Annotated in this window: 9 protein-coding genes; 3 read left to right on the top strand and 6 right to left on the bottom strand. The window is 41.4% G+C overall.

Annotated elements, in window-relative coordinates:
- Positions 1-75: 75 nt before the first annotated feature.
- Both IPO83_17445 and IPO83_17440 read right to left on the bottom strand, forming a co-directional pair.
- Positions 76-2,190, bottom strand: a complete 2,115-nt coding sequence (locus IPO83_17445; GenBank protein ID MBK9733040.1) for a gliding motility-associated C-terminal domain-containing protein — start codon at positions 2,188-2,190, stop codon at positions 76-78.
- A gap of 61 nt (positions 2,191-2,251) precedes the next feature.
- Positions 2,252-5,026: a CotH kinase family protein gene (locus IPO83_17440; GenBank protein ID MBK9733039.1), complete on the bottom strand. Its 2,775-nt coding sequence runs from the start codon at positions 5,024-5,026 to the stop codon at positions 2,252-2,254.
- A gap of 204 nt (positions 5,027-5,230) precedes the next feature.
- Between IPO83_17440 and msrA the strand changes: the two genes are divergently transcribed.
- Together msrA and IPO83_17430 are read left to right on the top strand one after the other, a co-directional pair.
- Positions 5,231-5,809, top strand: coding sequence for a peptide-methionine (S)-S-oxide reductase MsrA (gene msrA / locus IPO83_17435; GenBank protein MBK9733038.1), 579 nt, complete (start codon positions 5,231-5,233; stop codon positions 5,807-5,809).
- Positions 5,810-5,858: 49 nt separating this feature from the next.
- The gene (locus IPO83_17430; GenBank protein MBK9733037.1) at positions 5,859-6,728 is read left to right on the top strand and encodes a pirin family protein; all 870 of its coding nucleotides are present in this window, start codon (positions 5,859-5,861) and stop codon (positions 6,726-6,728) included.
- 100 nt (positions 6,729-6,828) lie between these two features.
- On the opposite strand, the gene IPO83_17425 is transcribed toward IPO83_17430, so the two are convergent.
- From IPO83_17425 to IPO83_17410, 4 genes are all read right to left on the bottom strand, one after another.
- Positions 6,829-7,989 (bottom strand): HAMP domain-containing histidine kinase, encoded by a 1,161-nt coding sequence (locus tag IPO83_17425; protein ID MBK9733036.1) that lies wholly within the window; start codon positions 7,987-7,989, stop codon positions 6,829-6,831.
- A 3-nt stretch (positions 7,990-7,992) separates the two neighbouring features.
- Positions 7,993-10,656 carry a hypothetical protein gene (locus IPO83_17420; GenBank protein ID MBK9733035.1) on the bottom strand — a complete coding sequence of 888 codons (2,664 nt, stop codon included), beginning with the start codon at positions 10,654-10,656 and terminating at the stop codon, positions 7,993-7,995.
- Positions 10,657-10,929: 273 nt separating this feature from the next.
- Positions 10,930-11,682, bottom strand: a complete 753-nt coding sequence (kdsB, locus tag IPO83_17415; GenBank protein ID MBK9733034.1) for a 3-deoxy-manno-octulosonate cytidylyltransferase — start codon at positions 11,680-11,682, stop codon at positions 10,930-10,932.
- A gap of 86 nt (positions 11,683-11,768) precedes the next feature.
- On the bottom strand, positions 11,769-13,181 hold the full coding sequence (locus IPO83_17410; GenBank protein MBK9733033.1) for a nodulation protein NfeD: 1,413 nt from the start codon (positions 13,179-13,181) through the stop codon (positions 11,769-11,771).
- A gap of 86 nt (positions 13,182-13,267) precedes the next feature.
- Between IPO83_17410 and IPO83_17405 the strand changes: the two genes are divergently transcribed.
- The gene (locus IPO83_17405; GenBank protein MBK9733032.1) at positions 13,268-14,155 is read left to right on the top strand and encodes a LysM peptidoglycan-binding domain-containing protein; all 888 of its coding nucleotides are present in this window, start codon (positions 13,268-13,270) and stop codon (positions 14,153-14,155) included.
- The last annotated feature ends 34 nt before the right edge of the window (positions 14,156-14,189 follow it).

Below are 14,189 nucleotides of genomic sequence, written 5' to 3'. Positions count from 1 at the left end.
CGGTTTTATTCTAGTGATTGCGCAAGTCTGGAAACGTATATGAATTTTTCAGTTGAAAAATCCAGGTTAAAAAGGTTACCTGATAAGGGTAACATTCCCCTTATAAATTTCTTCCTGCTCATGTTCAGAACACTTTGCCCTGATATAATAGATATAGGTTTCCATTGGTTGCGGTTGTCCGTGTACAGTGCCGTTCCATTCACCTCCGCCGGATGCCCTGTAGTCATAAACCAATTGTCCCCACCTGTTAAATACAAAGCAGTCCATTATATCATAACATGGATGGACGATCAGTTGCCATGTATCATTACGTCCGTCGCCATTTGGGGTAAATGCCGTGGGAATCTGAATGGAGGGTTCGGGAATGGTAACATTTACGGTAACACAGGCAGTATCAATGCAACCGTTGTAACCTGTTGCAATCACACAGTATTCAATAGTATCTGCGGGAAATGCAATAGGATTGGGAACAGTGTCATTGTCTAAGCCGGATACGGGAAACCATTGATAAGAAGCGTTGCCGGTTGTATCAGCAGACAAGTGAGTGCTTTGTCCGACTATGATTGAATCAGGGTAGGCAGTGGCGATTACACTGTTCGATATTACATCTACAGTTACTTCGCCTGTTAAAGAGCAACCACGAGAATCCGTTACGGTAACCTTATAAACAGTGGATTGATTGGGTTTTACAACGGTTATTGAATCAGTTGCTCCATTACTCCAATTATAGGTGATGGTTCCGGTACCCGTTGCATGTGCTGTAAGTGTTGCCTCAGTTCCTACGCACACAATAGTGTCCTTAAATACTTCTAAAGTAAGGGGAACAAAAGTGATAGTACTTTCAGGAATTACCAATCCGCTAAGTGTTCCTCCTGCACTGCCTGCCGTTGCACCATTCGAAAGACCATTGCAGACAGCCGGAGCGTTTGCATTTAATGTTAATCCTGGAAGTCCACCGGCAGCATTCAGGACTACGTTGGCAGGAATTCCACCACCATTCATCCAAAGTAAACCGGCACCACCGCCTCCACCGGGGCCGAAACAAGAATCGGCTATACCGCCATTGTCAACACTTCCGCCATTACCGCCTGCTACTGCAGTATTCACAATAGAAGAAATTGTTTGAATGTCGAGAAGAATCGCACCGCCACCACCGCCGCCGCCGCCGCCATCACGCATGGCGGTAGTTAATGGAGTGGCGCCGTTCGATAGAATGGAAAAACCATTTCCATTTATGGTATTAGCTGTTATCAAAACAATTCCTCCGCCATTTGCACCTGCAGTAGCTTCATTGGTATTATCGTCACCACTTCCTCCACCGCCCCCGGCAAATACTTTGTTGTCGGCATTAGAATAATTCAATGCATAGCCACCAATTCCGGGATTCGTTCCTTTGCAATCAGCAAGGCCTGTATTCAGCCGTTGCCCGCCAATTCCGGCCTGTGCAAAGTTACTTCCACCACCGCCACCGGTATTGTTATCATTGCCACCACCACCACCATTAGCCGGTGCGCCGCGTCCTAATTCAAAACCGCCATTGTCTGCAATACCTTCCCCTTTATTTCCACCGCATAGATCAACGATATCGCACCGGTAATTAGGTGAACCTGATCCGCCACCAAAGCATCCGTTATGATGTTGCACTGCTCCGCCTCTTAATCCTTTTCCAGAGGCATCAATATTTGCATTCATAGTAACGGTACCTGAAGCCTGGAATGCAATTACGCCGCCTGTTTTTCCATTCCACGCAGGAGCGGTAATATCACTTACCACATCGGCATCCACATATTGCGGTACGGAAATCATTTGCACTTTTCCATTGAAGATGTCATAGTTGCGCAACATGGTTTCCTGGAACGTGATGATGTTATTATTGACATTGGCAACCGTTAACAGTTCATAATTTCCGGCGTCCTGATAAGAAGTTATCGTTCCATAAGTGGCGGCATCTGTCTGATTAATTTCTGCTCCTGTCATTTGTATCAACATCACTTTATCGCCATTGGCAATACCGACAGCTATTGCAGGCAATGCGACAAGGTTATTGCAAAAGTCAACTGCAACCACTTCCCAGTAATTGTTGATGATGCCGGAAATATTCGTCTGTCCAAAAGATGGTGCAGCAAATGACACAAGCAGGCAAAAAATAAAAACGATAATCTTTTTAAGCAGCGTACACAGGATCTTCATTAGGTGTCTTATCTGAGTGCTTGATTAGAAAATGTGGTCACAAAATACCATTCATTTTCAATTACGGTCGTGGTAACAATACAAGTTTAAATGTTTTGCTGAATCCTGGGAAATCGAATTGCAGAAAATACATTCCCGGTGTGAGATCTTTATCCTTCATGCTGATGTTTAAATCGTGAAGGCCGGGTTGTGCGAGTGAACCATCTTCCTGAATCAGATCCTGCACTAATTGTCCTGATAAGGAATATAACCTGACTTTAAGATCAACTGCGTTTATGAGTTCATAAGAGAGATGAAACTGATCTGTAGTGAGTGTAGGATAAACTGATAAGGAAGTAACATCAATATCATCTATTCCCACCAAAGCTTTGAAATGTGCCAGCACATCGTCACCGGTTGCGAGAACAAAATAAACGTTGGGGTCCGTTGAATTTGGATTAACGAAGTTGTTATCAAGACTCCAGTAGTCGAAACTATAGCCAGGTTCCGGAATAGCCGAAAGTTGTACCACCTGACCACTCGAATACGAAGCCGCGTACGGATAAGCTGTCGGTAAAAAACCCTGCACTTTTACATCGCCTGATGCGGCCGGTGTAACATCCACTGTAACATTATAGGACGGAAGTAAATTTTCAAAATGCGCAATTACGGTATCACCTGCCTGAAGATTCATCGTAACAGTGTCGGAAGTAAGATTTGGAGCTACCACATTGTTAGCAACCTCCCAATTCACGAAAGCCATATTGGTGGCAGGAGTGGCTTTAAAATTCAAATCGACATTCCCGAAATAGGTGCCAGTCCACGGATAAGACGCTGGATGAAGCGTGCTAATTTCTACTTCGCCAAAAAGTGGCGGATCAACAATAACAGTAATATCAAACGGTCCCGTGACATCATAGCAATCCACAAGGGCAGAATCAATATAGCTGCAACGGCCATTGATAAAATTCTGAAGGAAAGACAAATTATTTTCCCAACCGGTGGTGGAACCACCCCAACGCCCGATCTGGCCAGGCATTTCAGGAGTTAAAATGTCAATAAAATCCTGTAGCACAGATTGAACAGTATCGCAGTCCAGCACTGTATTCATCAGGTCTGCATATCGGTTGATATAGGCACTTTTGAAATCTTCATTCAACATTAATTTTGTCAGCATGTCCATGCTGCCCATGGCAGGACCGGCATTACTGAATACAGATTGCAAATCGCACGGATCCGCTGTATAATTAGTTGTAGGCCAGCCGGAATAATTCTGTCCAAGACCAAATACATTGTCTTCATCCCACAGGCAATACGTCCACTTTGTCCTTTCACCGTTAGGGTTTCTTCCACGCCACCACATTGTATTCCAACTGATCCAATCACTGTTTACTATATAGGTGTTGAAAATGCAATAATCAATAAATCCCGGAATGTTTAAACGTTCATCAACGTGCGCGTAATTCGCGGGAACAGTTAATGAATTAGTCATCATGAAGGTGTAAAGGTTATTCCATGCGGTGTCACTTCCATACTTAATGTTGAGCCCACCCCAAAATGCAAGCACATCAATATCATTTTCACCCTGATTGTAATAATGATCTGTATAATCCGGTTCATCCATCTTTTCACGCAATTCATACACGCCCCAATACTGACCATTGATATAAATGATTACCGGTTCATAGGTTCTGCAATCCATGTCAAGATCAAATTTTTGAGAAAGCGTTTGCACGAATGCATCGCGCAAGTGACAACCACCGCCAGATCCCCAGCTAAAAGGGTAGTTATCTGAAGCTCCTGCTTTTAGAATGATGTGGTCATAATTATCGCGGTCCTTGGTTTCAAAAAGCGGATAGTCAATGGTATGATCGTATCCATAATCATCTTCCATTTCAAAGTCAATTCCTTTTTGAGGAAATGCCCAGGAGTCGTTGCCATGTGGATCTACCTTGCCTTCACCTGAAGATTCAAGCACATGGTCTTTACCAAATAATTGGATATAAGCATCAATATCCCAGGTGCCCCAGCTATTAAACAAAGCATCAAAATCAGTGGAAGCAAGAGAAATCACATAATACTGAGGATCATGATTTACACTGATAAAGTAGGTGTTCGTTTCTGCAAAACTTGGTAATATAGCCGGATCTGAACTGAAAGCAGTTGCCCTGATAACTGTAGGCGAATTAACAATCACCGGGTAAGCATACATGGTAGATGCTGCGGTGGGTGTGCTGCCATCAATGGTGTAGCTGATCGTTACATTGGGATCAGCATCGGTGATGGTAACTCCCTGAGTGTAATCATAAAATCCAGGTGGAATATCCATTATGGGCCTTGGCGCATATGCAGCATAACCACTGTTGTTTGATGTGCCGGGAGTGGGTGTTGTAAATATGCCCCACGTAGAAGATCCGTTAGGCATTCTTCCACGTGAATGATTTTTTTGTGTAAGTTGTAAAGTAACGCTGTCGATGATAATGCCCGCGGGATCACTTAGTGCAATATGCTCGAATTTTGTTTGGGTGAGTTTAAAATTAGTGTGGATAAAAGTGCCCACCACTTCATCTTTTGAAGAAGCCCAAATACGCAGGAATCCGTTGGCGTTAATGTTCACAGAAGCAGGAAAACTCCACTTCATCAGGCTATTGTAATCATCCGTAAGATAATAGCCTCCCAGATTTACTGGCGAACCAGAAGTATTATACAGTTCAATATAATCTTCATAATCGCCATCCTGATCGGCAAGAATGTCACGATTAGAAGCAGAATACTCGTTTATTACAATTTGTGAAAAGCTCAAAAAAGGAAAAGCGCTGATCAGCGTGGCTAAAGCAATTTGTAAAAGTTTACTCATAACGTGTTCTTTGCTTGGGATTTAAAGCATTAAAAATAGACAATAGCATTGAGAATAAAAATCCAATTTATCTACATGCGGGAATAGACCGCATCCTGTGTTCTGCAGTCAGTCTCATACGAAGTGAACTTGCAGGCGAAAGATTTGTTTACAACTCCATCAAAAAGGAAAAAATCGTAACGCGTTAACCATCAAATTCCGCATATGGATTCAACAATCTTAGAAAAGGAATTATCGACCACACCAACAGCAACTGCCACCTTTGGCTCCGGTTGTTTCTGGTGCACAGAAGCTATTTTTCAACGCTTAAAGGGAGTAGAAAAAGTAACCTCCGGCTATACCGGCGGTAAGTTTGAAAATCCTTCCTATCGGGAAATCTGCACCGGCACAACCGGTCACGCCGAAGTGGTGCAGGTAACGTATCATCCGGAAATTGTGAGTTACACAGATCTGTTGCATATTTTCTGGAAAACACATGACCCGACTACTTTGAATCAACAAGGTGCAGATATAGGAACGCAGTACCGTTCCGTCATTTTTTACCATACCGAAGAACAGCGACAACTGGCCGAAGAATATAAAAGGAAGCTGCATGAATCCGGTGCGTATAAAAAGCCGGTTGTTACAGAGATCTCACCACTGAAAAAATTCTATAAGGCAGAGGATTATCACCAGGATTATTTTAATGCCAATGGTAATGCACCCTATTGCCAGTTTGTGATTGCACCTAAGATTGATAAATTGGAAAGTGTTTTTAAAGACAAATTAAAATACAATTCATGACGTAGAGACGCAAAGCATTGCTTCTCTACATGATAAAATTTAATTCAAAATGAAAACAAACAAAACTGTTCTGGCAGTGCTCCATGCCGATGAAATTGACATGGGAGAATTAGCCGTGCGCCAACCCTTTCCAACTAATAGGTTTCCACAGATCGACCCGTTTCTATTGCTACACCATGCTGATGTGAAAGTGCCTGAAGACATTGATCCTGGTGATGCAGGTGTTGGGCCACATCCGCATCGTGGATTTTCACCGGTCACCTTTATTTTTAAAGGAGGTGTTCATCATCGTGATAGTCGTGGGAACGACAGCGTGATTTATGAAGGTGGAGTGCAATGGATGCGCGCAGGAATGGGTATTATCCACAGTGAACGTGCACCGGAAAATATTCATGAGATTGGTGGAAGACAGGAGATTATTCAGCTTTGGGTGAATACGCCTGCAAAATTTAAAATGGATCAACCGGTTTACTATCCGCTGAAAAAAGAAGAAATGCAGGAAGTAATCAGTGATGATCAACTGGTAACCTTAAAAGTGGTTTCAGGATCTCTGGCAGGGAAAAAAGGAAGCATTCCCACCCAATCACCGGTAAATGCAGCAACTATTTATTTCAGTAAAGGAGGCCACATTACAATTGATATTCCTCCGGAGCACAATACGTTCATCTATCTGCTTGATGGAAAGCTTAATCTATCCGGTTATGGAATAGTGGAAGGGCTTAATGCAGTTATTTTCAAAAATGATGGTGATCAGCTTTCGATGGAAGCTTTGGAAGATACACGTGTATTGCTGATGTCCGGTGAACCGTTGCATGAAAAAGTGGAATCTTATGGTCCGTTTGTAATGAATTCGCAGACAGAAATTATGCAGGCCATGCGTGATTATAAGATGGGCAAAATGGGAGTGTTGATTGAATGAATTAGGAATTAATTTGGGACGCACAAGATAGGATTTTGCAATAAGACTAAAGACTACTAAGGACTAAGGACTAAGGACTAAGGACTCACTACTCACTACTTTAACGCAGCACAATCCTGAACGTAGTTCCCTTACCCAACTGCGATTCTTTTACAAAAATTTTTCCTTTGTGAAATTCTTCAATAATTCTTTTGGCGAGCGAAAGTCCTAATCCCCAGCCTCGTTTTTTAGTCGAGTAGCCGGGTCGGAATACCGTCTTTAATTTTCCGGGAGGAATGCCTTTACCACTGTCTTTGATATCCAGGAAAGTTTGTTTCCCTTGCCTGATTACATAGATATCGATGTTGCCGGAACCACCTATTGCATCCAATGCATTTTTCAACAGGTTCTCGATCACCCACGCGAATAAAGGAGGACTGATACGTGCTTCTATATTTTTCCCTTGGGGTGCATGGAGGTTGATTAATACTTTTCCCGAAGCACGGCGGCGAATGTACGCTGTACTTTTTTCTACTTCATCATATAAGTTAGTGGTTACGAGATCAGGTATGGATCCGATTTTGGAAAATCGTTCGGCGATCAGTTCGAGTCGCTCAATATCTTTCTCAACTTCCGGAAGCACTTGCAGCGTTTCATCACCTTCATCCAATTGCAACTTCATATAGTCTACCCAACCGGAAAGGGCGGAAATAGGTGTTCCCAATTGATGTGCGGTTTCTTTTGCCATGCCGGCCCAGACACGATTCTGCTCTGCGCGCCGGGCTGTGCTGAAGGTTAAATATGCTACGGCGAGAAATAACAGAATGATGCTGAATTGAATAAAAGGAAAGTAACGCAACTGCACCAGTAAATATGAATCACGATAATAGATATATGAATGCGCATCTTTTGAATACTCAATATCAATCGGAGGACGATCCGCTTTCATCATCTTGAGTTGTTGGCGGAGGTAATTACTATCGCGCTCAATTTTTAATGAATCAAGATTTTTATGACCAATCACATTATCCGCTTCATCAGTAAGAATCAGTGGAACCGTTTCGTTGCTTTCAATAATATGAAACATGAATCCAAGATCCACATTCCCACTGGTGGCATTGAGTTGTTTGTACACATCCGCCAGCAATTCCATTTTTTTTCGCTCTTCCCTGGCAAGCTTTCCTGCAAGAAAGTTGGTATATAGGAGGGAAGTGATGATGATCAGCAGGAGTGTGATGAGCAGGATGAGCTTCCAGGTATTTTTCTGTTCGTAGATGTTCATCGCTTATTTAGGTACGGTATCTTTAGGTTTGAAAAGTTTTTTAAAGTTGTCTAATTCCTTTTTCTGATTCTCTTTTGTGATCGTTGGTTTGTTTTCCTGTTCATCAGTTGGAAGCGAATCTTCCTCAAAGTCCATGTATTGAATCTGGTCAGGCGCTTTCCAGTCTTTGATTTTCTGTTGGTCCTGCTCTTGTTGATCAAATTCTTTTTTCAATACATCCTTCAATTCATTTTTTTCTTTCTTCAAATCTGCTGAGATTTTTTCCTTTACTGCTTTCTTATCATATTTTATAAGCGGATTGTCCGCTGGTCCTGTCATGGTAAGGTAGAGATTTAAAAATCCTTCCGTTGTTTTATCAGTTTCCGGTAAATTGCCTGCTGACTTTTCAAACTTTGAAGTCAATAGCTTCAACAGGTTCAGTTGAATTTTATAATCAATGATATTCTCAAAAGAATGTGTTCCTGAAAGCTGAAGGTTCAATGCATTGGTAAATATCTGCATCTGCGGAATATAAATCTTTTGATTTTTGATCTCCACCTGGTTTTGCAATTTGGAGAAGCGTATGTTTTTCAACTCGCTGATCTTCACAAATTTTGCAAGCGCCATCATCGGATCGAAATTGTTCAATTCACCATTGTCAATTGTTACATCAGCTATAGCATATAGTTTACTCCTGTTAAAAATTCTTTCGTCCCAGGTAGCTTGCAATGCAAGTTCAGAAGTAATTAACCCTTTCAGATTTTTATCGGTTAAAGAGACTTGGCCGAAATTGTTGAATTCATAAAATAATTGAGTGATGTCCAGTCTATCCAAAGTAGCAGTCATCTCCAGCTTGTTACGTTTCATATTGGAGATATCGAGCTTTCCGTTGGCCACTACTTTTCCTTTTTCAGCTTTCAACCCGAAGTCATTAAAATAGATCGCGTTACCCAGAAAAAGAATCTTGCCGTGTATTTCAGCCGCATTGAATTTGTCGTAGCTGAATTTATCAATAGCACCGGATATTGAACCGGTAAACACGTAGAAAAGAGAAGGAATGGAATAGTAATTTCCTTTGGAGTGATTTCCCTCTTTTGAAGGGCTGCCTGAAACACCAACCAGGTCAGTCCAGGCAAGTGAGCGCGAAGAGAGTTGAATGTTCAATCCGATTTTATGATTACTTTTTGTTGAATCAGTGAGTGAACTCAGAAAATAGGGGATGAAGTTGTTGATGTTGCCGGTAATACTGAGGTCACTTTCATTTGCATTGAATGAAAGCTGGTTGATCACCACCTGGTTATTATTGATGTCAAAAGTACCATTCAGATTTTCATAGGTTGTAAGGTCGGTACCAATCTTTACATCAGACAGGTTAAAATATCCACCTGCTTCAATCTTTTGGGGTGTAGCGGTTTTAGTCAATTGACTGACCGGGCCTTTAAAATAGAATTGTCTGAAAGTCACCACACCTTCTAATTCTTTGATATAATCGGAAGGGAAAAGTGGTTTGATCTTTTGGAGTGTAATAGCTCCATCCAGTTTCATATCAAGGAATGGTTCTTTAAAATTTTGTAAAAGGATATTACCACTCACCACATTACCGTCAAATGAGGTGGAAAATTTGCTGAGGTTAAACGAGGAACTCACCAGAGAATTTAAAGCGCCGTTGGAGAATGCGCCTTGAAGGTTGAGAGATTTAAATGGCTCATTCATTTCATCATGTGACAACGTTCCGTTTTTCACATCAAACGAAATGCTCACATGTGGTTGCGTATCAGCGTTTACAAGGCCCTTGATACTCCCATCAAAACGAATGGTTCCTTCACTTTTAAAATGCGCAAGGTATACTGCATATTCATCTGGAAGTAAAGCCGCCAGTTGTTCGATCCGTAACTCAGTGCCTCCAAGTTTCAAGTCCAATTTATTACCATTCTCCAATGATTGAATAGTACCGGAAACAGTGAAGGAATTGTTTTCAATCGCTATTGATGACTCTTTAATATTATAATTATTGATGGAAAGATCAACATCCAGTGTTCCATTTATCTTAACCTCGCGATTGCTGAAATAATCTATGCCGTCGATCGAAATTTTTTTACTGGTGAAGTCCGATTGAATCTTCAATAAAAAATTTCCGGAAGAAAAATCACCGGAGAGTGAGGATTCCCTCGTATCGAAGAGTAAGTGCTGGTTGGAGCGAAGGTTGTCGTATTGAATAAGAATATTTGAAAGTATGGCCTCTTCAATCTTCATTGAAAACCCTTTGCCGGAAGAATCTGCAGAGGGTTTGAAAATGTTGTAATTGGCGATTCCTGATTCAGTAACTTTTAGATATAGTTCGCCTTCCTGCACCAATATTTTCTTCATGGTATAATTACCTTCGAAAATATCCAGGATATTAAACAGGAGTGTTATTTTTTCGCAAGTCAGCAGATTGGTTTTTTCAGGTAATGTTTCCTTAAGACTTACCTGGTTGAACGTGATGGAAGCGGCAGGAAAATTAGTTAGCACAGAAAAGTCAATCGATCCATTTACAGCTACTTCAGTAGCCAGGCGCTTGTTCAGTTCTTTTACAGCGAGTTGTTTGATTTTATCACCAAATACAACGCCCACCAACATACCGGTGGCAACCAGTGCCAACAATACAATTGCTGTAACTGACAGGATTTTGATAATTCTTCTTTTCAAGGAATTTTGCACAGGGATGTATAACTGCTTTTCGGGAAAAATATTTTCTCAAAGTTAGACCATCATACGCGGGCATTGATTGATGAATAAATGGGTTTTGAACAGTGGGGATGTTAATTGAAATGTTGCTAATAATGAGTGAACTGCAACGATTGAATAGTATGGAGCCCCACAAAGGAGAAATCTAATTCATATAGTCAGATGATTCGCGCCTGTGCATGACAAAAACTAGTTGAAATAAAGAGCTATTGAATAGAAAAAACGCAGGCATTCTTATTTTGAATGTTCCTTCAAATATGCATTGGCTATTTCCAAATCTTCCGGCGTATCAATACTAATTGTTTCAGACTCTGTAACTGCTGTTTGAATCCGGTAACCATTGGCCAGCCAACGCAGTTGCTCAAGTGATTCGGCTTCTTCTAAATTATTGACCGGTAGTTGAATGAGCTGTTGTAAAACTTTTGTCCGGTATCCGTAAATGCCAATGTGCTTATAATAGTTTGTTGATGCAGCCCATTCATGTTCTTCAACACCTCTGAAATAAGGCAAGGCGCTTCTGCTGAAATACAAAGCCTGGTATTGTTCACCAATCACTGCCTTCACAATATTCGGATTCGTCAAATCTTCATGTTTTGTAATTCGCTTTATCAGCGTTGCAATGCTCACCATTGGATCTGCAAAACATTTTACCAAAAGGTCAATCTGTTCCGGATCAATAAAAGGTTCATCGCCCTGCACATTGATAATTATTTCAAAATCACTATCCAGATTTTGTACGACTTCAGCACATCGTGAAGTGCCCGATAAATGAGTTACTGAAGTCATCATCACCTTTCCGCCAAATAGTTTCACTGCTGTTTCAATGCGTTCATCATCAGTAGCTACCAGAATTTCGTCCACGGTAGTGCATTTTAATACCTGTTCAAATACGCGTTGAATCATGCTTTTACCACCGATCATGGCCAATGGCTTACCAGGAAAACGGGTGGAAGCAAAACGCGCAGGTACAATTACCAGGATTTTCAAGATTTGTTTGATTCTATGATTTCTGGGATGAAATATTTGTGATGCTTAATTAAAATTATAAAAGAAGTTCCGCGAAATGTAAAATGTTACGCCATTCTAACCACTAAAATATTTCCGCTGATCTCTATTACTTTCACTTGAGTTCCTGCTGTTATTAATCCGCTTTCTGCCATTGCATCATATCGCTCCGATTCAATTTCTATCTGACCTGAAGGTCGCAGCGACGTTATTGCAACACCTTGCTTGTGAAGCATCGTATTCAAAGTTGCAGTTGATTCATGAAAACTTGTAGTGGATGTCTGCGTGTCTGTGAGTACAAATCCCTTTAGCATGCGGCTTTGCAAAATACTTTTGCCGAATGCAATAAACAGGAAGAAGGAGAGTCCCAATGGAATTACAACTCTTAGCAACGCCAACCATATTTCTGTTGCATTGGTGAGTGAAAAATCGAAGTTGATGTTGCGTATTAAAGCAAGTGTTAAGCCTGAGATAACCAACACAATTCCTGATATGCCAGGCAAACCAAAACCGGGAGTAATAAAGATTTCGATGGCAATTAATGCAAGCCCGACTATGAAAAGCAGAATTTCCCAATGTTCTGCAAGTCCATCAATATATAAAGGAGCAAAATAAAGAATAGCGGCAAGGCCGGCAGCCAAAATCGGAAGTCCAATACCCGGATGCTGGAACTCGAAATAAATGCCTCCGAGAATAATGAGCAGAAGAATTCCATTCACCAATGGATTCAGCAGAAAAGCGATAAAATTATCCAGCGCGCTGGATTTATGTTGAATAACTTCATAGTCCCCAATCCCTGCCGCTTGCAATACCGCTTCCTCAGTTTCTGCAATACCATCGCAATAACCATGTTTCAGCGCTTCACTGGCCGTAAGGGTGATGATTTTTCCGGAATCCGCGATGTCATGTAAATAATTATTTGGAGTTACCATCCCTTCAGCGATTCTCGGATCGCGCCCCTGGTGCTCTGCTGTGGACCGCATCATGCCGCGCATATACGATTGATATTTATCCGGCATAATTTCTCCTTCCTGATTCACGACAGAAGCTGCACCAATGGCTGCTCCTTGCTTCATGTAAATACTATCGCAGGAAATAGCAATCAGCGCGCCCGCTGATGCAGCGTTTTGAGTGATCCATACGATCACCGGAAGTTTAGCGTTCAGCAATCTTGCTCTGATGGAATCTGCCATGGAGAGTTCACCGCCGTAAGTGTTTAGTTTAATGAGAATGTAATCACAGTGTGCCAGTTCAGCAGCTTCCATAGCAGTTTTGACCAGGCGCCAGGCAGCAGGAAAAATTTCCTGGTTGAGCTCGAACACGTACACTTTTTTAGGCAAGGTGGAGGGAACACTTTGCGCAACCGGAATACTGTGTAGTAAACAGTACAACATCAGAAAGATCGTGAATAACTTCTTCTTCATAATAGTATGATGGCCTTCAAGCAGCGATACTTTTACTTCAGCTTTTTTTCGTTGCACTTCGGATGTATTGGTATGAAGTTTGAAAAAGCGCGCCCGCTTCATAGATGTTTTGGTTGACCCCTAAAAAATGGTTGTTAAAAGGAATGGTAAAGTTAATTTTTTCTTTGGTGGTGGGTTCTTTACTGATAATGCCTTTTGATGGCTTTTCGCAAACCATGAAGTGGAAGGGGTCAGGAACAAAGGAGCGCGCCGCTGATTTACATGTTGTAGTAAAAGGAGAAACTGTATACAGTATTTCGAAAGCATATCAGATTACTGTGGAGGAACTGTTGCATTTAAATCCTGAAATTATTGATAACAATCTTCCGATAGGAGCTAAAATAAAAGTGCCGGTGGTGAATGGTGAGCCGGTTATTCCATCGAATGAAATCAGGAATGGCCATGCAATCTTGTATACAGTGCAGAAAAAGGAAACGTTGTATGCCATCAGTAAAAAATACAATACCAAAGTGGACACTCTTTTGAGGTGGAATAATTTAATGTCACCTGACATTGAAGAAGGCTCGCAATTAATTGTTGGGTATGAAATAACGTCATTTCAATTAGACGGTCCGTTACACGTTCAGGAAAAAGATGTAAAAGGAACCATTACCGATTCAATCGCAACGGTATCCAATGATACAGTCGCCATTCACATAAATGATGCAGCATTTTTTCCGGATGCCTTGTCTGTGAAAGGCATCGCCACCTGGGTAAAATCGGGCGATGACGGAGGAGATTTTTTTGCATTGCATCCAACTGCACCAAAAGGAACAGAAGTAAAGGTTAAGAATATGATGAATGGCAAAATGGTGACAGTGAAAGTAATTGGAAAGTTGCCGGCAACTTCTGCCAATGATAATGTGATGATTAAAATTTCCGGATCAGCCGCTAATAAATTAGGCGTATTGGATGATCGCTTTTTAGCTGCTTTATATTACGAAGGCATGAATGATAAAAATGTTGAAGAATCTTCCATCGAATCAAAATAATATCGAACTATGAAAAATGCAATGCAGGAAATCA

Source organism: Chitinophagaceae bacterium, from assembly GCA_016717285.1.
GTDB lineage: Bacteria > Bacteroidota > Bacteroidia > Chitinophagales > UBA10324 > JACCZZ01.
This window is presented reverse-complemented; position numbering and strand designations above follow the sequence as displayed.

Coding starts and splice junctions, on each gene's coding strand:
- IPO83_17405 (MBK9733032.1), top strand. CDS start 13,268: ATGGTAAAGTTAATTTTTTCTTTGGTGGTGGGTTCTTTACTGATAATG.
- IPO83_17430 (MBK9733037.1), top strand. CDS start 5,859: ATGAAAACAAACAAAACTGTTCTGGCAGTGCTCCATGCCGATGAAATT.
- IPO83_17440 (MBK9733039.1), bottom strand. CDS start 5,026: ATGAGTAAACTTTTACAAATTGCTTTAGCCACGCTGATCAGCGCTTTT.
- IPO83_17425 (MBK9733036.1), bottom strand. CDS start 7,989: ATGAACATCTACGAACAGAAAAATACCTGGAAGCTCATCCTGCTCATC.
- msrA (MBK9733038.1), top strand. CDS start 5,231: ATGGATTCAACAATCTTAGAAAAGGAATTATCGACCACACCAACAGCA.
- IPO83_17445 (MBK9733040.1), bottom strand. CDS start 2,190: ATGAAGATCCTGTGTACGCTGCTTAAAAAGATTATCGTTTTTATTTTT.